This is a genomic window from Winslowiella sp. 2C04 (assembly GCF_050037805.1).
In the GTDB taxonomy this organism is placed as follows: domain Bacteria; phylum Pseudomonadota; class Gammaproteobacteria; order Enterobacterales; family Enterobacteriaceae; genus Erwinia; species Erwinia toletana_A.
The window spans coordinates 4,721,815-4,740,111 of the sequence record NZ_CP188300.1 but is presented as its reverse complement, the minus strand read 5'-3'; the positions used below and the strand labels follow the sequence as shown (position 1 = coordinate 4,740,111).

Here is an 18,297-nt window from a genome sequence, read left to right as displayed (position 1 = left end):
GCCGCCCTGTTAAACAGCACTCATTAACCCGCGCGGTTGCCCACCAGTTCCGTAACCAGGTTATTGACCCCATCACTCATGGTGGTAAAACGGCTTAGCGGCGAGCGCGTGACCACCACAAATACGCCCACGTTATATTGCGGCACCATCGCCATATAGGTAATAAAACCGCCACCACCGCCGGTTTTCTGAATAATTCCAGGACGTCCGTCTTTTGGCTGCATATACACCCAGCCCATTCCGAGCGCATCGGCTTTGCCCGGCACATCCATGCCTTCAAGTTTAGTTAACTGATTACGCGAGTAGATCAGCGTCTGCAACCGGTCGGCCTGCGCACTGCGCTGATGCACGTCCGAGGCGAGAAACTGCTGCATCCAGCGGGCGATATCGTCCGGCGTTGAGTAAATACCGCCGCTGCCAATCGCTGCAAGGGTATTCACGCAGGGGCTGGCACCTTTTTCCGCCACCATCAGGCGCGCGCACTGTTCTGGCGACGGGGTAAACGTGGTGTCTTTCATCCCCAGCGGTCGGGTGATTTTGCTGCTGAGCAAATTCGGATAGGTCATACCGGAAGCGCGTACCAGCGCATCGCCGAGCAGATCATAGGCCAGGTTCGAGTATGATGCACTGACGCCCGGCGGGGTAGTTAAGCGGGCGGTTTGCAGCCAGTCCCAGCGCTCGGCGCGGGTAGGCCAGACAAATACCGGACGCACCGGTTTACCGCCCGGCTGCTCACGCGGCAGGCCGCTGGTGTGGGTCGCCAGATTGATCAGCCTGATTGGCTGGCCCGCATAGGTCGGTACACTGCTGCCAGGCGGAGCAAACTTACTCAGCGGATCGTCAAGACGCAGAACCCCGTCCTCGGCCAGTTTCAGCAGCAGTTCACTGGTCAGCAGCTTGCTGATCGACGCGATACGGATCAGCGAGTCCTTTTGTGGCCTGACGTTATTGCCGGGCCGGGTATCGCCTAAGCTGGTAAACACCCGTTGATTACCATCAATCGCCACCATCGCCATCCCGGTGGCTGCGGTGCCGTAGAAGATATGCTCCGCATAGCGATCAACGATTTGCGAAGCCAGTAGCGGGTCGGGTGAGCTGAGTTGCTGGCTGCGTGCGGGCAAAGCGATAACCATCAGAGCCAGTAAAAAGGAGAGGGATGATTTCAACGGCGATTTGTCCAGATGGATGACAGAGAATAATCAGCATAGTAGTCATTTCTGTTATTCATGGCACTAATCAAATTTTGCCGGACGATGTTTTTTTAAGGTCGGTCACGCTGGGAGATAATTTACAGCGTCACTTCGCCGAAGCGTTCGCGATACTCTTTTGGCGTAGCGGCGTAGCTTTTCTTAAACACCGAATAAAAATACTGCAGTGACGGATAGCCACACATCTGCGAGATTTCATTGATCGACAGCGATGACGAAACCAGCAAGCTGCGCGCCTTTTCCAGCTTTTCACTGTGGATCAAGGCATGGATGGTTTCGCCGGTCTCATCTTTAAAGCGTTTTTCCAGATTAGAACGTGACATGCCAACGGCATCCAGCACCTGCTCCACTTTGATTCCTTTGCAGGCATTGAAGCGAATGTAGTGCATCGCCTGAATCACCGCCGGATCGTACAGCGACCGATAGTCAGTCGAACGGCGTTCGATAACTTTTACCGGCGGCACCAGAATACGTTGTAACGGCAGCGCTTGTTTATCCAGCAGGCGATGCAGCAGTTTTGCCGCCTGATAACCCATCTGTCGCGATCCCTGCGCGACCGATGACAGCGCCACGCGTGACAGATAGCGCGTCAGCTCCTCGTTATCAATGCCAATCACACACAGTTTTTCCGGCACCGGTATCTTCAGATGTTCACAAACCTGCAGCAGATGACGGGCGCGTGCATCGGTAACGGCAATAATACCGGTTTGCGGCGGCAGGGTTTGCACCCAGTCGGCGAGGCGGTTTTGCGCGTGCTGCCAGTTTTCCGGCGCGGTCTCCATGCCCTGATACACCACCCCCTGATAGCGTTCCTGCGCCACCCGCTGCCGGAAGGCGTGCTCACGCTCCTGTGCCCAGCGTTTACCGCTCGACAGCGGTAAACCGTAAAAAGCAAAGCGATGCACGCCTTTCTCTTTTAAATGCAAAAAGGCGCTTTCGATTAACGCCGCGTTATCCGTCGCGATGTAATGCACCGGCGGATAATCCTCCGCCCGGTGATACGAGCCGCCGACGCCGACAATCGGCACATCAACCTGTTGCAGCAGTGACTCAATCTGTTTGTCGTCGTAATCGGCGATCACCCCGTCGCCCAGCCATTCGCGAATATTATCGATGCGGCAGCGGAAATCCTCTTCAATAAAGATATCCCAGTCGCTTTGCGAAGCCTGCAAATATTCACCCACGCCTTCTACTACCTGGCGATCATAGACTTTGTTGGCATTAAACAGCAGGGTGATACGAAAACGTTTCTCAACCATGGCGTCTTTCCCGGAGTGAATCACTCCATTTCAATAACACGCCGTAATATCCAGCAGAAAAAAATAAGCCAGCCCTGTGATCGCTATCGATAATCAGACGCGGCGTTTGGTTGCCGAATCCATCCACACCGCCAGCAGCAGAATCGCGCCTTTAACGATGTATTGCCAGAAGGTCGGAACATCCATCATGCTCATGCCGTTATCCAGCGAGGCCATAATAAACGCGCCCATTACCGCCCCGGCTACCGTGCCGATGCCGCCCGCCAGACTGGTGCCGCCAATCACGCAGGCGGCAATCGCGTCCAGTTCGGCGATATTACCGGCGGAAGGCGAGCCGGCGCCAAGGCGTGAACTGAGGATTAACCCGGCGATCGCCACCATCAGGCCGTTAATTGCGAACACCGCCATTTTGGTGCGGGCAACGTTAATACCCGATAACCGGGCGGCATCGAGATTGCCACCGATGGCATAAATTCTTCTGCCAAAAGCGGTACGCGTCGCCATAAACATTCCGGCCAGCAGCAGCAGGGAAAGGATCAGTACCGGCGTCGGCACGCCACGATAATCGTTCAGCATCCAGATGGCGCCGAGCACCAGAATCGCGGTCAGCGACTGACGCGCCACTGAACCGGTGGCGGAAGCCTGCGGCAGGCCCATGCTTTGACGGCGCAGGCGTAAGCGCCACTGCCAGAAGATAAACAGCAAAAGCCCGACCACACCAAAGCCAAAACCGATGCCGTCCGGCAGATAACTCTGGCCAATCTGCGACATCGCCGGACTGCCAGGGGCGACGGTGGTGCCATTGGTGATGCCGACCAGAATGCCGCGAAACGCCAGCATGCCGGCCAGCGTGACGATAAACGACGGCACCTTGCGATACGCCACCCACCAGCCGTTCCACGCGCCAAGCAGCAGTCCGAGCACCAGCGTCACCAGAATGGTCAGCGGCAGCGGCCAGCCCAGCCAGACGTCAAATATTGCCGCCACGCCGCCGAGCAGCCCCATCATCGAGCCAACCGACAGGTCGATTTCGGCGGAAATAATCACAAACACCATGCCAACCGCCAGAATGCCGGTAATCGCCGTCTGGCGTAGCAGGTTAGAAATATTACGTGCGCTGAGATAAGCACCGTCGGTCATCCAGGTAAAAAACAGCATAATCAGCAGGATCGCGGCCAGCATCACCAGTACCTGGAAATTAAGCAGTCGAAACTTACCGCTGGATGCGCTCGCCGCTGGCGATAACAGACTGCGCTGAGTTGAGTCGGTCTTAAGCATAATGTTCGCTCCGCAGTGCCGCTTCCATTACCTGTTCCTGGGTCAGGTTCTGATTGACTAAGTCGGCTTTGATTTGCCCCTGATGCATTACCAGCACGCGATCGCTTAATCCCAGCACCTCCGGCAGTTCTGAGGAGATAACGATAATCGCGATGCCTTGCTGAACCAGCTGATTGATCAGTTTGTAGATTTCATATTTGGCACCGATATCGATGCCGCGAGTGGGTTCATCCAGAATCAGAATGCGCGGATTAAGCAGCAGGCATTTGGCCAGCACCGCTTTCTGCTGGTTGCCGCCGCTGAGGCGACCAATCGGCAGTTCCGGCGACGAGGTTTTCACTTTCAGCCGCACCAGTGCCTGCTGGATCGCCAGCTGTTCCTGAGCATCGTTAAGGGTGGAGACTGCGCCGCTAAACTGATCGAGTGAAGCAAGCGTGATATTTTTCCCGACGCCCATTACCGGAACGATGCCGTCCTTTTTACGATCTTCCGGCACCATCGCAATACCGTGCGCCAGCGCATGCTGGCAGTCGGTAATGCTGACTGCTTTGCCATCAATAATGATCTGCCCCTGCCAGCGGCCGGGCCAGACGCCAAACAGGCACTGAACGGTTTCGGTGCGCCCGGCACCGACCAGCCCGGCGATGCCAAGAATCTCACCGCGATGCAGGCTGAACGAGACGTTATCGACTCGTTTAATCTGGCGGTTAACCGGATGCCACGCCGTCAGGTTTTCAACCCGCAGGATTTCGCTGCCGATCTGGTGCGGTTCATTAGGATAGAGAGAAGTCAGCTCACGACCGACCATCATGGTGATAATTTCATCTTCACTCATCACCGTCGCGTCACGCGTGTCGATATGTTTACCGTCACGGATTACGCAGATGGTGTCGGAGATGGCTTTCACTTCATTCAGTTTGTGCGAGATATAAATGCAGGCGATGCCGTGCTCGCGCAAGTTGTTAATAATTGCCAGTAGCACCTCAGTTTCCTGTTCGGTGAGCGAAGCGGTCGGCTCATCAAGAATCAACAGGCGCACCTGCTTATTCAACGCGCGGGCGATTTCCACCAACTGCTGCTGGCCCAGCCCCAGCTCGCCGACGCGGGTGTCCGGCGACACATCAAGCCTGACCCGGGCCAGCAGCTGCTGGCAGCGCAGCGTCATGGTTTCATAATCCACCATGCCAAAGCGGGTCAGTTCTGCGCCAAGAAAGATGTTTTCCAGCACCGTCAGCTGCCGCACTAAAGCCAGCTCCTGATGGATAATCACAATGCCTCTGCGCTCGGTATCGCGGATACCGCTGGCCTGCATTTCATCACCGGAAAAAAGTATCGTGCCCTGATACTCGCCAGCGGGATAAAGACCGCACAACACCTTCATCAGCGTCGATTTACCCGAGCCATTTTCGCCGCACAGCGACAGCACTTCACCGGCCTGCAGGCTGAGGCTGACATCATCAACCGCTTTGACCACGCCAAACAGCTTGGTGATGTTTTTCATTTCCAGCAGCGTTGTCATGTCACCGTGACCTCCGCAATTTGTCCATTACGAGGAGACCGCCAGCGGCAGGCTGGCGATCGCAGAAACCGTCAGAGATCGCTTTTCTTATGGAAACCGTCGGCGATCACCGTGCTGTCGATATTGGTTTTATCGACCGCAATCGGTTCAAGTAAAAAGGCAGGCACCTCTTTGACGCCGTTATTCAGTTTGGCATTCGACTGGGGTTGCTGGTCATTACCCAGCTCAACGGCGATTTTTGCCGCTTCGTCAGCCAGTTTGGTGATCGGTTTATACACCGTCATGGTCTGCGTACCGCTGTTAATACGCTTGATGGCCGCCAGATCGGCATCCTGGCCGGAAATCGCTACCTTGCCCGCCAGCCCCTGGGCGCTTAACGCCTGGATAGCACCGCCGGCGGTCGCATCATTGGAGGCCACTACCGCATCGATTTTATTGCTGTTTGCCGTCAGCGCATTTTCCATAATTTTTAGCGCGTTTTCCGGTAACCAGGCATCGACCCACTGATCGCCAACCACTTTGATTTTGCCAGAGTCGATCAGCGGTTTAAGCACTTTCATCTGGCCGTCGCGGAACAGGCGGGCGTTATTGTCCACCGGCGAGCCGCCCATCAGAAAATAATTACCCTGCGGCACGCGTTCAGTCAGGCTTTTCGCCTGCATCTCTCCGACCTTTTCGTTATCGAAGGAGATATAAAAATCGATATCGGCATTATTAATCATTCGATCGTAGGCTAATACTTTAATTCCTTCGCGTTTGGCTTCGGCAATAACATTACTTAACACCTGTCCGTTATAAGGAATAATAACCAGAACATCGACGCCGCGATTTATCATATTTTCGATTTGCGACATTTGCGTTTCTTCATTGCCGTTTGCTGACTGGACAAATACTTTTGCGCCCAGTGCTTCGGCTTTTTTGACAAATATGTCACGATCTTTTTGCCAGCGTTCAAGACGCAGGTCATCAATGGCCATACCGATTTTAACTTCTTTTGCACTCGCCGCATGGCCGATCAGAGCCAGCGCGGCGCATACCGCCAGTAAAGCGTGTTTAATCTTCATCGTCGTCACCTTGTAGGTTGGCTGCTTTTGACATTCGCATAGTCAGGCGGATGAATTGTTATCACAGACGTTTCTGACGGCAATTACAGATTTTCCTCCTGACGTTATGTTTTTTGGTTTATTTGCGAAACTATGACGGCGATCGGGTTTTTTCTCCCGTAATATCTGGCTTCCGTTATTTTGCGAGCTGGCGCACATTTATTAATTATCTTAATTCAGGTGTGAAATAACGTAATTGAGCGGATGCCATTGCGATAACACAATCAACCTAAGTTAACGATTTTATTAAATGGCAACCTTGAGGAGCCGGTTATGCACGCTTATTTTGACAAGCTGGATGGTGTTCGTTACGAAGGAACGCAAAGTACTAACCCGCTGGCGTTTCGTCACTACAATCCCGATGAGATGATTTTGGGCAAGCGCATGGCCGATCATCTGCGTTTTGCCGCCTGTTACTGGCACAGCTTCTGCTGGAATGGTGCAGATATGTTTGGCGTCGGGGCATTTGACCGTCCGTGGCAGCAGCCGGGTGATGCGCTGGAACTGGCAAAACGCAAAGCGGATGTCGCATTCGAATTCTTCCAGAAACTGAACGTGCCGTATTACTGCTTCCACGATGTCGATGTATCGCCTGAGGGCGATTCACTGCACAGCTATCTGGAAAACTTTGCGGTAATGACCGATGTATTACTGGAAAAACAGCAGCAGAGCGGCGTCAAGTTGCTGTGGGGCACGGCGAACTGTTTTACCCATCCGCGTTACGGTGCCGGCGCGGCAACCAACCCGAATCCAGAGGTGTTTGCCTGGGCGGCGGCGCAGGTAAATAGCGCGATGAACGCCACCCATAAGCTGGGCGGTGAAAACTATGTGCTGTGGGGCGGGCGCGAAGGCTACGAAACCCTGCTGAACACCGATCTGCGGCAGGAACGCGATCAGATTGGTCGTTTTATGCAGATGGTGGTGGAGCACAAACACAAAATTGGCTTCCAGGGCACCTTACTGATTGAGCCAAAACCGCAGGAACCGACCAAGCACCAGTATGATTACGACGTAGCAACGGTGTATGGCTTTCTGAAGCAATTCGGGCTGGAAAAAGAGATTAAGGTTAACGTTGAGGCCAATCACGCTACGCTGGCCGGTCACTCTTTCCATCACGAAATTGCCAGCGCCATTGCACTGGGAATTTTTGGTTCAGTCGATGCCAACCGCGGCGATCCGCAGCTCGGCTGGGATACCGATCAGTTTCCAAACAGTGTCGAAGAGAATGCGCTGGTGATGTATGAGATCGTTAAAGCAGGCGGATTTACTACTGGCGGTTTAAACTTTGATGCGAAAATTCGCCGCCAAAGCACCGATAAATATGACCTTTTCTACGGTCATATCGGCGCGATGGATACCATGGCGCTGGCGCTGAAAGTGGCGGCGCGCATGGTTGAAGCCGGTGAACTGGATAACCGTGTCGCACAGCGCTACAGCGGCTGGAACGCTGAGCTGGGCCAGCAGATCCTGAGCGGTGAGTATTCTCTGGCGGCACTGGCGCAATATGCGCAGCAGCATCATCTCAGCCCACAGCATCAAAGTGGTCGTCAGGAGCAGTTGGAGAATCTGGTTAATCACTATCTGTTCGACAAATAGTCGCGCGAAGGAGCAGGCAATATGGTAATCGGCATCGATTTAGGCACGTCGGGCGTTAAAGTGGTATTGCTGGATGCCGCAGGCCAGCTGCTGGCCAGTAAAACGGAAAAACTCAGCGTGTCGCGGCCACAAGCACTCTGGAGTGAACAAGATCCTGAAAGCTGGTGGCAGGCGACCGATAAGGCGCTCCAGGCGCTGGCGGCGGAACAGGATCTCAGTCAGGTGCAAGCCATCGGACTGAGTGGTCAGATGCACGGAGCCACGCTGCTTGATGCGCAACATCGGGTACTGCGTCCGGCGATATTATGGAATGACGGACGCAGTGCAGTGCAGTGTCGTGAACTGGAAGAGAAAGTCAGCGACTCACGGCAGATTACCGGTAACCTGATGATGCCGGGCTTTACCGCGCCAAAGCTGCTGTGGATTAAGCAGCATCAGCCGGAGATTTTCGCTAAGGTTGCTAAAGTGCTGTTACCAAAAGATTATCTTCGCTTCCGCCTGACCGGTGAGTTTGCCACAGATATGTCTGATGCGGCGGGCACCTTGTGGCTGGATATGGCAGCACGTGACTGGAACGATGCGCTGCTGAGTGCCTGCGGCCTGAGCCGTGAGCAGATGCCTGCCCTGTTTGAAGGATGCCAGATAACCGGCCAGCTAAGCTCGCAGATTGCCGCCCGATGGGGGATGTCAACGGTGCCGGTGGTGGCAGGTGGCGGCGATAATGCCGCAGGTGCACTGGGTGTGGGCATGTTTCAGCCCGGCCAGGCGATGCTGTCACTCGGCACTTCTGGGGTCTATTTTGTCGTCAGTGACGGTTTTCGCAGTAATCCGGAAAGTGCGGTACACAGCTTCTGTCACGCACTGCCGCAGCGCTGGCATCTGATGTCGGTGATGCTCAGTGCGGCCTCCTGCCTCGACTGGGCAGCGCAACTCAGCGGCTGCAAAGACGTGCCGCAACTGCTGGCGGAAGCGGAAAACGCGCAGCGCGATCTGCCGCCGGTATGGTTTTTGCCTTATCTTTCGGGTGAACGCACGCCGCACAATAACCCCGAGGCTAAAGGGGTATTTTTCGGTTTTACCCATCAGCATGGCCGACCTGAGTTGGCGCGTGCGGTGCTGGAGGGCGTTGGCTTTGCGCTGGCGCAGGGCATGGACGTGCTGCATGACAGCGGCGTTAAGCCACAGACCATTATGCTGATTGGCGGTGGCGCGCGCAGCGCGTTCTGGCGACAGCTGCTGGCCGATATCAGCGGTCAGACGCTGGATTATTGCCGCGGCGGTGATGTGGGCCCGGCGCTTGGTGCGGCGCGTCTGGCGCTGATTGCGCTGCATCCGGACACTCCGCTGGCAGAACTATTACCGACGCTACCACTGGAGCAGCGGCATCAGCCGGATGCCGCTCGCCATCAACAATATCAGGCGCAGCGTGAAACCTTTGCCCAGTTGTATCGTCAACTTGAGCCGCTAATGTAGGAGCGGCTCAAGTTGACCGTGGCGTATTACGGCCATCAGATAATCGGTCCTGAACCTTGTCTGATATGTCCTTTTTTGGCCTTCATCATCATCAGGATTCCCGTCATTATTGGGCTTAACCCATCTGACGAGGCGTCCTGAAATGTCCAAAACGGCACTGTTACTGATCGATATCCAACAATCTTTCTGGCACCGAGGCTATTCAGAAACAGCAGAAACCCCGGCTTTTGAACAAAAGGTCAGCCAGTTGATAGCCGGTTGTCAGCAAAAAGGTATTCCGCTGATTGATGTGTTTCACGTTGAAGCTGAAGGCCCGTTTTCACGCGCGTCAGGGCTGGTTGAACGCCTGCCTTTCTTACATCATCAGGCAGATAAAACCTTTTATAAACAAGTGCATAATGCACTGACAGAATCGGGTCTTGAAAGCTGGCTGCGTGAACAGCAGATTACTAAGGTGATAATCAGCGGGCTGCGTACCGAACAATGTTGCGAAACCACCGCGCGCGTGGCTTCGGATTTAGGCTATAACGTTACTTATGTCACTGAAGCCACGCTGACTTTCCCGATCACTCATAATGGCATCACGCTGAGCGTGGCTGATTTACGCCATCGTACCGAAAGCGTGCTGATCAACCGCTTCGCCACTATTCGCACCGTGGAACAATGCCTGCAGGAGCTAGAATAATATGCCGATTCCGGTGTGGTTTTTGACGTTACCTGGCGTGATGACGCTGGACCTTACCGGCCCGGCCGAGACGCTGAAGCTGGCGAAAGGCGCATTTTCACCGCGTTACATTGGCCCGCAGGACGCGGTCATCACCTCCACCGATATGACCATCAGCAGAATTGAGCCGCTGCCGGAAAGTTTACCGGACGGCAGTTTGCTGGTGGTGCCTGGAGTGTTCGATTCCAGCATCTGTTTTGATACTCCGCAGGCGCTGATCGCGCGAAACTGGCTGATGCAGCTGCAACCGGCTATTTATGCCCGCAAAATCACGCTGGTCTGTGTCTGTTCCGGCACGTTACTGGCGGCACGCGCCGGTTTAATGCAGGGCGTGCAATGCACCACCCATCATGAAGTACTGGCGCGACTGAAGGCCGCCGATCCCCGTGCGTTAGTTAAAGAAAATCGTATTTTCATCGAAGATCGCGGCATCTGGACCAGCGCCGGAATCACCGCTGGCATCGATCTTGCGCTACATTTGATCCAGCGCCTGTGTGGATCGCAGATGGCGCTGGAAGTGGCGCGGGAAATGGTGGTCTATTTTCGGCGATCCGGCGACGATCCGCAGTTATCACCGTGGTTAAGCTATCGAAATCATCTTAATCCGGCGATTCATCGTGCGCAGGATTTGTTGATTCAGCATCCGGAGAAAAGCTGGCAGCTGGAAGAGATCGCCGGGCGCGTGCACGTTAGTGCGCGGCATCTTACGCGGCTGTTTCGCCAGCATCTGGGCATCAGCGTGCGCGACTATCATGAACAGCTGCGGCTGGCGGTGGCGCAGCAGCGAGTCACGCAGGGTGAAGGCGCCGAACGCGCAGCGCTGGCGGCGGGGTTTTCCTCGTCGCGGCAATTGCGACGTGCGGCCTTACGCTGGCAGCGCTAACGGCGTGGGGACTTTTCGGACATTTCAGCATGATGAATATTTTGTGCTAGTGTTATCGGTAACAAAAATTTACGTCCCAGCGGGATTAAGGACTCAGTTTGGTCACAAACAGCAGTGATAAATCGACGTGGTTACACTTGGGCGCAGGGGCTTTTCACCGTGCTCACCAGAGTTGGTATCTCAATCAACTTCGGGATCAGGGTGAAACCTCCTGGAGCCTTACTCTCGCCAATATCCGCAACAGCGCGACTCAGCAAACCCTGCAACAACTCGCCGATCAGCAAGGCCGCTATACGCTGGAGATTATCTCTCCTGAAGGTCAGATGACGTACCAGCCGATCACCGCCATCGAACAGGTTATTCTTTGGGATAGCGGCCTGAAGACGCTGATCAACGTCGGTGCCGACAGTGCCACTAAAATTATCTCTTTTACCGTCACTGAAGGCGGCTATTTCCTCGATGATGAAGGCCATCTGAATACTGACGATCGCGCGATTCAGGCTGATCTGGCCGAAGAGGATGAAACCTCGACGCTGTATGGCGCACTGGTAAAAATTCTGCGGGCGCGTATGCAGCAGAACGGCGGCGCGGTGACGTTGCTGAATTGCGATAATTTACGCAATAACGGTGACAGTTTTTACCGTGGACTGCTGGAGTTTGTCAGCGAAAAAAATGACCCGGACCTGCTGGCGTGGATTAAGCAGCATACCTCCGCACCTAACAGCATGGTTGACCGCATCACACCTAAATTTGATGAAGCAATTTACTCGCGGCTGGAACAGCAGGGGATTACCGATGATCGGGTGCCGCTGTGCTGTGAAGCGTTTTCTCAATGGGTAATTGAAGATAACTTTATTGCTGGCCGTCCTGCGCTGGAGCAGGTTGGCGTCGAGTTTGTCGATGACGTTACGCCGTTCGAAGAAGCAAAAATCCGTATCCTGAATGCCAGCCACAGCGGCATTGCCTGGGCCGGCTCACTGCTGGGTTATCAATACATTGACCAGAGCCTGACGCCGCAAGTGCAGCAATGGATCCGCGATTATGTATTGCAGGATGTGGTTCCGTGTCTGGAGCCCGCACAGTTTAATCTGGCGGAATATTGTGATACCACGCTAAACCGTTTTAGCAATCGCTGGGTGCGCGATACAAATCAGCGCGTTTCCTCCGACAGTATCGCCAAACTACATGAGTTTATCGTTCCGACGCTAAAAGCGCGTTTTCAGCAGCATCAGCAGCCTGATGCGACGCTGGTGCTTACCGCACTATTTTTCCTGTTCATGCAGCAGCGCCATCTGGGAAAACTGGCGTTTGACTATCAGGATCGCGCCATTGATTCGCTGTCGTTTGAAGAGATCTACAACGCTGACGATCCGCTGCGCGCGTTTGCCTCGAGTAAAAAACTGTTTGGTTCACTGGCGGGCAAACCGGAGTTTATCGATCGGCTGGCGGCGGTGGTTGAGCAGGTGAAACAAACTATCGTGGCCGAGGAGAAAACGTCATGAAGAATATTGCAATTGTCGCACTTACGCTGATACTGGCGCTGATCTCTATCGTCAGTCTGTCACCCTGGCCGATTGCGCTGGGTACGCTGGCAGCCTGGGTGACCACCGGTTCGTTTTTCTTGCAGGTGCTGCATATTATTAAAAATAAGGATACCAGTGGCTTATCGCTGGGCATGTGGGCGGCGCTGTTCTTCGGCGTTTCTTGCTGGACGTGGTACGGCTATCGCATGGGGGATATTCCGGTGATGTGCGCCAACGGTATGACCGCGTTGCTGGCATTTACCGTCATTGCGCTGAAGCTGTGGCACGAACGTCCGGTACGCAGCAACACTCCGCGCCGCAAATTTGTGCGCATTCCGCGCGTGATTATGAAACCGCGGATCAACCGTTTGCGCCCGCTGGCCAGCGACAAACCGCAAAAAAGCAGCAAGGCGGACAAAAAATCCCGGCGGCGCGAAATCGCCTAACTCACCAGATGATACTTATCAATGCGGCGTAGGCCCAGTGCCAGCAGCAAGCTACCACCGAGGGTAATGAAAAAGACCAGCGGAATATCCAACAGTGGCTGGCTGGTATGATCGAGATCGTGGGTGCGCATAAAGTGAATAAACAGCGCATGGAAGCCATAAATTGGCAGCGAATTGCGCGAGATGGTGGCTAAAATTGGTAACGGGCGTTGATTCAGGCAGTTTTTGAACAGTACCAACAGGCTGATGGCGGCGATAAACACCAGTGGGCCGCAGTACAGATACCAGGTATCGGAAAAGGCGCCGTTAACATGCAGCTCTTTACGCGTACCGATGGAAATACCCATCACACAGGCAGTAAATAATCCTCCCGCCAGCCAGCTGAGCGCGCGCTTTTCGGTATTCATCATGCCGATAGCACGCCCGAGCAGCGCATACAGCACATAGTAAAATGTATCGCCATTGATATACAGATTGATTGGCAACCAATGGAAGGGGCCGAACGACTGATCGACGGTATTCGGGTTTGCCACTACCGCAACGATTAACACCAGTATTGCCACATAGCGTGCGCTGACCGTTTTAACCTGAATCAGCGGCGACAACAGATAAATTACGGTAATCGCGAAGAAAAACCACAGGTGATAGAACACCGGTTTTTGCAGTAAGTGTTTAAGGGAAATCGCTTCACTGATCGGCGTCAGTAAGGTGATATAGGCCAGCGCCACCGCGCTGTAAAACAGCAGGCACAGCGCAATACGTAAGAAATGGCGGTTTTGCGCGCTGCGCTCACCGAAGAACAGATAACCCGAAATCATAAAGAAAATCGGTACGCAGACTCGTGAAGCGGAATTAAGCAGATTGGCAATATCCCAATGGAATTCGGCCACTTGTGGACTGTTGGTAATATACCAGGTGGTGGTATGGATCATGATGACCATCAGGCAGGCCACAGCGCGTAAATTATCTATCCAGCCAATCTTTTGCGGCATTACTTCCTCTTTTTACTGGCGCTTCAAGGCGTAAAAAGAGGTTAGCCAGGCGGCAGTCATTCAACAACCTCTGACGCCGTGAATCGGAATCAGCTTAGACGATTGGGATGACTTAAGCGCGATTGGTTGATTATTGCACATCAGGGTATTGTTTAAGCCAGTGGATTAAGGAAAACGGTAAACTCGATGGAATGGAGAAAATCACAGGCCAAAGGGAAGAAAATCGCCAAGTCATCGAAAAAATGCAGGGTATTTGCCCTGGATACTGATGCCGCAAAATTTTTTCCCTTCGATGGCCACCGCGTTCGCTACGATGAAAACAGTATTCCAGAAGAACAGATCTGGCGCATCCATCCCGACCAGAAACAGTATGGTGTGATTTTGATAGCAGAAGATCGCCGTAAGCATAGCCGGGCCGCTGCATAACGATTGGCCGCTGACCAGCGGCCATTTCGCGCATAATCCTGACGAATCAATATCACGGGCTGCATAAATGGCGGTCAAAGGGTATACTGGCGCACACTTTTTTAATCCACTCGTATCGCGTGCGAAATCATCATGCAAAAGTTTGATACTAAGACCTTTCAAGGCCTGATCCTGACCTTGCAGGATTACTGGGCGCGTCAGGGCTGCACCATTGTTCAACCACTGGACATGGAAGTCGGCGCCGGCACCTCTCATCCAATGACTTGCCTGCGTGCGTTAGGGCCGGAGCCAATTGCTGCCGCCTACGTGCAGCCGTCACGCCGTCCAACCGACGGTCGCTATGGCGAAAACCCAAACCGCTTACAGCACTACTACCAGTTCCAGGTGATTATCAAGCCATCACCGGACAATATTCAGGAGCTGTATCTCGGCTCGCTGAAAGAGCTGGGCATGGATCCGACTATCCACGATATCCGCTTTGTTGAAGATAACTGGGAAAACCCAACGTTGGGTGCCTGGGGTCTCGGCTGGGAAGTGTGGCTGAACGGCATGGAAGTGACGCAGTTTACCTACTTCCAGCAGGTTGGCGGCCTCGAGTGTAAGCCGGTAACCGGCGAAATCACCTACGGCCTTGAGCGTCTGGCGATGTATATCCAGGGCGTGGACAGCGTATACGACCTGGTGTGGAGCGACGGCCCGCTGGGTAAAACGACCTACGGCGATGTGTTCCATCAGAACGAAGTGGAGCAGTCCACCTATAACTTCGAATACGCTGACGTCGATTTCCTGTTTACCTGTTTCGAGCAGTACGAGAAAGAGGCACAGAGCCTGCTGGCGCTGGAAAAACCACTGCCATTGCCGGCTTACGAACGCATTCTGAAAGCAGGCCACACCTTTAACCTGCTGGACGCACGCAAGGCGATCTCGGTTACCGAGCGTCAGCGCTATATTCTGCGCATTCGTACCCTGACTAAAGCCGTGGCTGAAGCTTATTACGCGTCTCGTGAGGCGCTGGGCTTCCCGATGTGCAATAACAAGAAATAAGAGGCAGCCATGACTGAAAAAACGTTTCTGGTGGAGATCGGCACCGAAGAGCTGCCACCAAAGGCTCTGCGTAACCTGGCTGAATCTTTTGCCGCTCATGTCACTGCCGAACTGGATGCCGCTAACCTGGCGCACGGTGAGGTCAGCTGGTTTGCTTCACCGCGTCGTCTGGCGCTGAAAGTGGCAAATCTGAGCGCCTCCCAGCCGGATCGCGAAGTTGAAAAACGTGGCCCGGCGATTGCTGCCGCGTTTGACGCCAATGGCGTTGCCACTAAAGCAGCCGAAGGCTGGGCGCGTGGCTGCGGCATTACCGTCGATCAGGCCGAGCGCCTGAGCACCGACAAAGGTGAATGGCTGCTGTATCGCGCACAGACCAAAGGCGAAACTGCACAGGCGCTGTTACCGGCGATGGTGGCAACCGCACTGTCTAAGCTGCCGATTCCTAAACTGATGCGCTGGGGCGATAAAGAGACTCAGTTTGTGCGTCCGGTGCATACCGTGACTCTGCTGCTGGGTGATGAGTCGATTCCTGCGACGATTCTCGGCATTGATTCTGCCCGCACCCTTCGCGGCCACCGCTTTATGGGCGAAGCGGAATTCACCATCGATAACGCCGACCAGTATCCGCAGATTCTGCTGGAGCGCGGCAAAGTGATGGCGGATTACGCCGAGCGTAAAGCTAAAATTAAAGCCGATGCCGAAGCCGCAGCGCGCAGCATTGGCGGTAATGCCGATCTGAGCGAAAGTCTGCTGGAAGAAGTGACCTCGCTGGTGGAGTGGCCGGTAGTGCTGACGGCGAAATTCGAAGAGAAATTCCTCGCAGTTCCGGCTGAAGCGCTGGTTTACACCATGAAAGGTGATCAGAAGTATTTCCCGGTGTACGACGATGCCGGTAAATTGCTGCCGCATTTTATCTTTGTTACCAATATTGAGTCGAAAGATCCGCAGCAGATTATCTCCGGTAACGAGAAAGTGGTGCGTCCACGCCTGGCCGATGCGGAGTTCTTCTTTAACTCCGACCGTAAAAAGCGTCTGGAAGATAACCTGCCGCGTCTGGAAACCGTGTTGTTCCAGAAACAGCTCGGTACGCTGCGTGACAAAACCGACCGTATTCAGGCGCTGGCTGGCTGGATTGCCGCGCAGATCGGTGCTGACGTGAATCATGCTACTCGCGCTGGCCTGCTGTCGAAGTGCGACCTGATGACCAATATGGTGTTCGAATTCACCGACACCCAGGGCGTGATGGGAATGCACTACGCGCGTCATGACGGTGAAGCAGAAGACGTTGCCGTGGCGCTGAACGAGCAATATCAGCCGCGCTATGCCGGTGACGATCTGCCGTCAAACCCGGTGGCTTGTGCGCTGGCGATTGCCGATAAAATGGATACGCTGGCCGGTATTTTTGGTATCGGACAACATCCAAAAGGCGATAAAGATCCCTTTGCACTGCGTCGTGCGGCGCTGGGCGTACTGCGTATTATCGTCGAAAAAAATCTGCCACTCGACCTGCAAACGCTGGCGGAAGAGGCGGTGCGTCTTTACGGCAACAAGCTGACCAACGCGCAGGTTACCGATGACGTAATCGACTTTATGCTCGGTCGCTTCCGTAGCTGGTATCAGGAGGAAGGTCACAGCATTGATACTCTGCAGGCGGTACTGGCACGTCGCCCAACCCGTCCGGCTGATTTTGATGCGCGCATGAAGGCGGTTTCGCACTTCCGCACGCTGGAAGAGGCCGCTTCGCTGGCCGCAGCTAACAAACGCGTCTCGAATATCCTGGCAAAATCGACTGAAACGCTGAACGACAGCGTGCAGGCGTCACTGCTGAAGGAAAATGAAGAGATTCAGCTGGCGACATTCGTCACCGCGCTGACCAGCAAACTGCAACCGTTCTTCGCGGAAGGCCGCTATCAGGATGCGCTAATCGAGCTGGCGCAACTGCGCAAGCCGGTGGACAACTTCTTCGATAAAGTGATGGTAAACGCGGACGACCAGGCAGTGCGGATCAACCGCCTGACGCTGTTATCTAAGCTGCGTGAGCTGTTCCTGCAGGTCGCGGATATTTCGCTGTTGCAGTAATGCGAGGGTGGTAAATCTTTGCAACGGGCGGTAAAAATACCGCCCGCTGAGATTTTCATTTAGTCTGTCGTAGGGGAGCCATTTTCGGCTCCCTTTCTTATGCCGAAGGCGGAACCGTCCGGGCAAAACTCTCGCGCTGAAACATTTTTTCAGCCAGTTTAACTAATGATGGGCGCTCGACGCACCAGTTCGGCACCACGCGGCGAAAATTAAGATAACCGATGGTGCAGGCGGTGGCGATATCGGCCAGCGTCAGGCTCTCGCCGTTCAACCACTCCCTCTGTGCCGCATGTTTTTCCAGCGCATCCAGCCCGCGCTGAATTTTATTACGCTGGCGCAGCAGCTCGCTTTCCGACTGTTGTTCCGGCGGCAGCATCTGTTGACGCACGATTATCAGCGCCGCATCGCATACGCCATCGGCCAGCACTTCAATCTGACGCACTTTCAGCGATGCCAGTCTGTCAGAAGGCAGCAACGCCGGGGCAATATCCAGCTGATCGAGATATTCGGCAATCAATGCAGAGTCGTACCAGATCTCATCAGGTTTAACTACCAACGCCGGCACTTTACCCAGCGGATTGTATTGCGGCACAGGACTCTCGTCATGCCAGGGCGATTCATTGATAAACTCAAACGTAATGCCTTTTTCCAGCATAATAACCGAGATTTTACGCACATACGGGCTGGTATAATTGCCGATCAATTTCATTACGCTCTCTCCATTGGTTCGCTAAACAAAGTCCG

Annotated in this window: 16 protein-coding genes; 9 read left to right on the top strand and 7 right to left on the bottom strand. The window is 54.3% G+C overall.

What is annotated here, in order from left to right:
• Positions 1-23: 23 nt before the first annotated feature.
• The 5 genes from ampH to xylF all read right to left on the bottom strand — a co-directional run bounded on the left by ampH (position 24) and on the right by xylF (position 6,328).
• Positions 24-1,133 (bottom strand): D-alanyl-D-alanine-carboxypeptidase/endopeptidase AmpH, encoded by a 1,110-nt coding sequence (ampH, locus tag ACP3TC_RS21550; protein WP_426818313.1) that lies wholly within the window; start codon positions 1,131-1,133, stop codon positions 24-26.
• A gap of 155 nt (positions 1,134-1,288) precedes the next feature.
• Positions 1,289-2,467, bottom strand: coding sequence for a D-xylose utilization transcriptional activator XylR (gene xylR, locus ACP3TC_RS21545; RefSeq protein ID WP_313854731.1), 1,179 nt, complete (start codon positions 2,465-2,467; stop codon positions 1,289-1,291).
• Positions 2,468-2,560: 93 nt separating this feature from the next.
• The gene (gene xylH / locus ACP3TC_RS21540; RefSeq protein ID WP_426817236.1) at positions 2,561-3,745 is read right to left on the bottom strand and encodes a xylose ABC transporter permease XylH; all 1,185 of its coding nucleotides are present in this window, start codon (positions 3,743-3,745) and stop codon (positions 2,561-2,563) included.
• Positions 3,738-5,264: a xylose ABC transporter ATP-binding protein gene (locus ACP3TC_RS21535; protein WP_426817235.1), complete on the bottom strand. Its 1,527-nt coding sequence runs from the start codon at positions 5,262-5,264 to the stop codon at positions 3,738-3,740. Before ACP3TC_RS21535 ends, xylH begins: the two co-directional genes overlap by 8 nt.
• 71 nt (positions 5,265-5,335) lie before the next feature.
• On the bottom strand, positions 5,336-6,328 hold the full coding sequence (xylF, locus tag ACP3TC_RS21530; RefSeq protein ID WP_426817234.1) for a D-xylose ABC transporter substrate-binding protein: 993 nt from the start codon (positions 6,326-6,328) through the stop codon (positions 5,336-5,338).
• 312 nt (positions 6,329-6,640) lie between these two features.
• Between xylF and xylA the strand changes: the two genes are divergently transcribed.
• From xylA to ACP3TC_RS21500, 6 genes are all read left to right on the top strand, one after another.
• Positions 6,641-7,963: a xylose isomerase gene (gene xylA / locus ACP3TC_RS21525; RefSeq protein WP_426817233.1), complete on the top strand. Its 1,323-nt coding sequence runs from the start codon at positions 6,641-6,643 to the stop codon at positions 7,961-7,963.
• A 21-nt stretch (positions 7,964-7,984) separates the two neighbouring features.
• The gene (gene xylB / locus ACP3TC_RS21520) at positions 7,985-9,436 is read left to right on the top strand and encodes a xylulokinase (protein ID WP_426817232.1); all 1,452 of its coding nucleotides are present in this window, start codon (positions 7,985-7,987) and stop codon (positions 9,434-9,436) included.
• 142 nt (positions 9,437-9,578) lie between these two features.
• The gene (locus tag ACP3TC_RS21515; protein WP_313854742.1) at positions 9,579-10,121 is read left to right on the top strand and encodes an isochorismatase family protein; all 543 of its coding nucleotides are present in this window, start codon (positions 9,579-9,581) and stop codon (positions 10,119-10,121) included.
• 1 nt (position 10,122) lies between these two features.
• Entirely contained in the window at positions 10,123-11,043 is a 921-nt protein-coding gene (locus ACP3TC_RS21510; protein WP_313854744.1) for a GlxA family transcriptional regulator, read from the top strand.
• A gap of 98 nt (positions 11,044-11,141) precedes the next feature.
• The gene (gene dalD, locus ACP3TC_RS21505) at positions 11,142-12,545 is read left to right on the top strand and encodes a D-arabinitol 4-dehydrogenase (RefSeq protein WP_426817231.1); all 1,404 of its coding nucleotides are present in this window, start codon (positions 11,142-11,144) and stop codon (positions 12,543-12,545) included.
• Positions 12,542-13,012, top strand: a complete 471-nt coding sequence (locus ACP3TC_RS21500) for a SemiSWEET family sugar transporter (protein WP_313854748.1) — start codon at positions 12,542-12,544, stop codon at positions 13,010-13,012. The genes dalD and ACP3TC_RS21500 overlap by 4 nt, the downstream gene beginning before the upstream one ends.
• Here ACP3TC_RS21500 and ACP3TC_RS21495 read toward each other — a convergent pair.
• The gene (locus ACP3TC_RS21495) at positions 13,009-14,004 is read right to left on the bottom strand and encodes an acyltransferase (protein WP_426817230.1); all 996 of its coding nucleotides are present in this window, start codon (positions 14,002-14,004) and stop codon (positions 13,009-13,011) included. The genes ACP3TC_RS21500 and ACP3TC_RS21495 overlap by 4 nt on opposite strands.
• Positions 14,005-14,190: 186 nt before the next feature.
• Here ACP3TC_RS21495 and ACP3TC_RS21490 point away from each other — a divergent pair, with 186 nt between their 5' ends.
• The 3 genes from ACP3TC_RS21490 to glyS all read left to right on the top strand — a co-directional run bounded on the left by ACP3TC_RS21490 (position 14,191) and on the right by glyS (position 17,553).
• The gene (locus ACP3TC_RS21490; protein WP_426817229.1) at positions 14,191-14,430 is read left to right on the top strand and encodes a hypothetical protein; all 240 of its coding nucleotides are present in this window, start codon (positions 14,191-14,193) and stop codon (positions 14,428-14,430) included.
• A gap of 132 nt (positions 14,431-14,562) precedes the next feature.
• Positions 14,563-15,474: a glycine--tRNA ligase subunit alpha gene (gene glyQ / locus ACP3TC_RS21485; protein ID WP_313854753.1), complete on the top strand. Its 912-nt coding sequence runs from the start codon at positions 14,563-14,565 to the stop codon at positions 15,472-15,474.
• Positions 15,475-15,483: 9 nt separating this feature from the next.
• A complete protein-coding gene (glyS, locus tag ACP3TC_RS21480) occupies positions 15,484-17,553 on the top strand; it encodes a glycine--tRNA ligase subunit beta (protein ID WP_426817228.1) in 2,070 nt (689 codons plus the stop codon).
• 97 nt (positions 17,554-17,650) lie between these two features.
• Here the strand turns inward: glyS and ACP3TC_RS21475 are convergent, their stop codons facing one another.
• Complete coding sequence (locus tag ACP3TC_RS21475; RefSeq protein ID WP_426817227.1) at positions 17,651-18,262, bottom strand: glutathione S-transferase; 612 nt, start codon at positions 18,260-18,262, stop codon at positions 17,651-17,653.
• Positions 18,263-18,297: the final 35 nt, after the last annotated feature.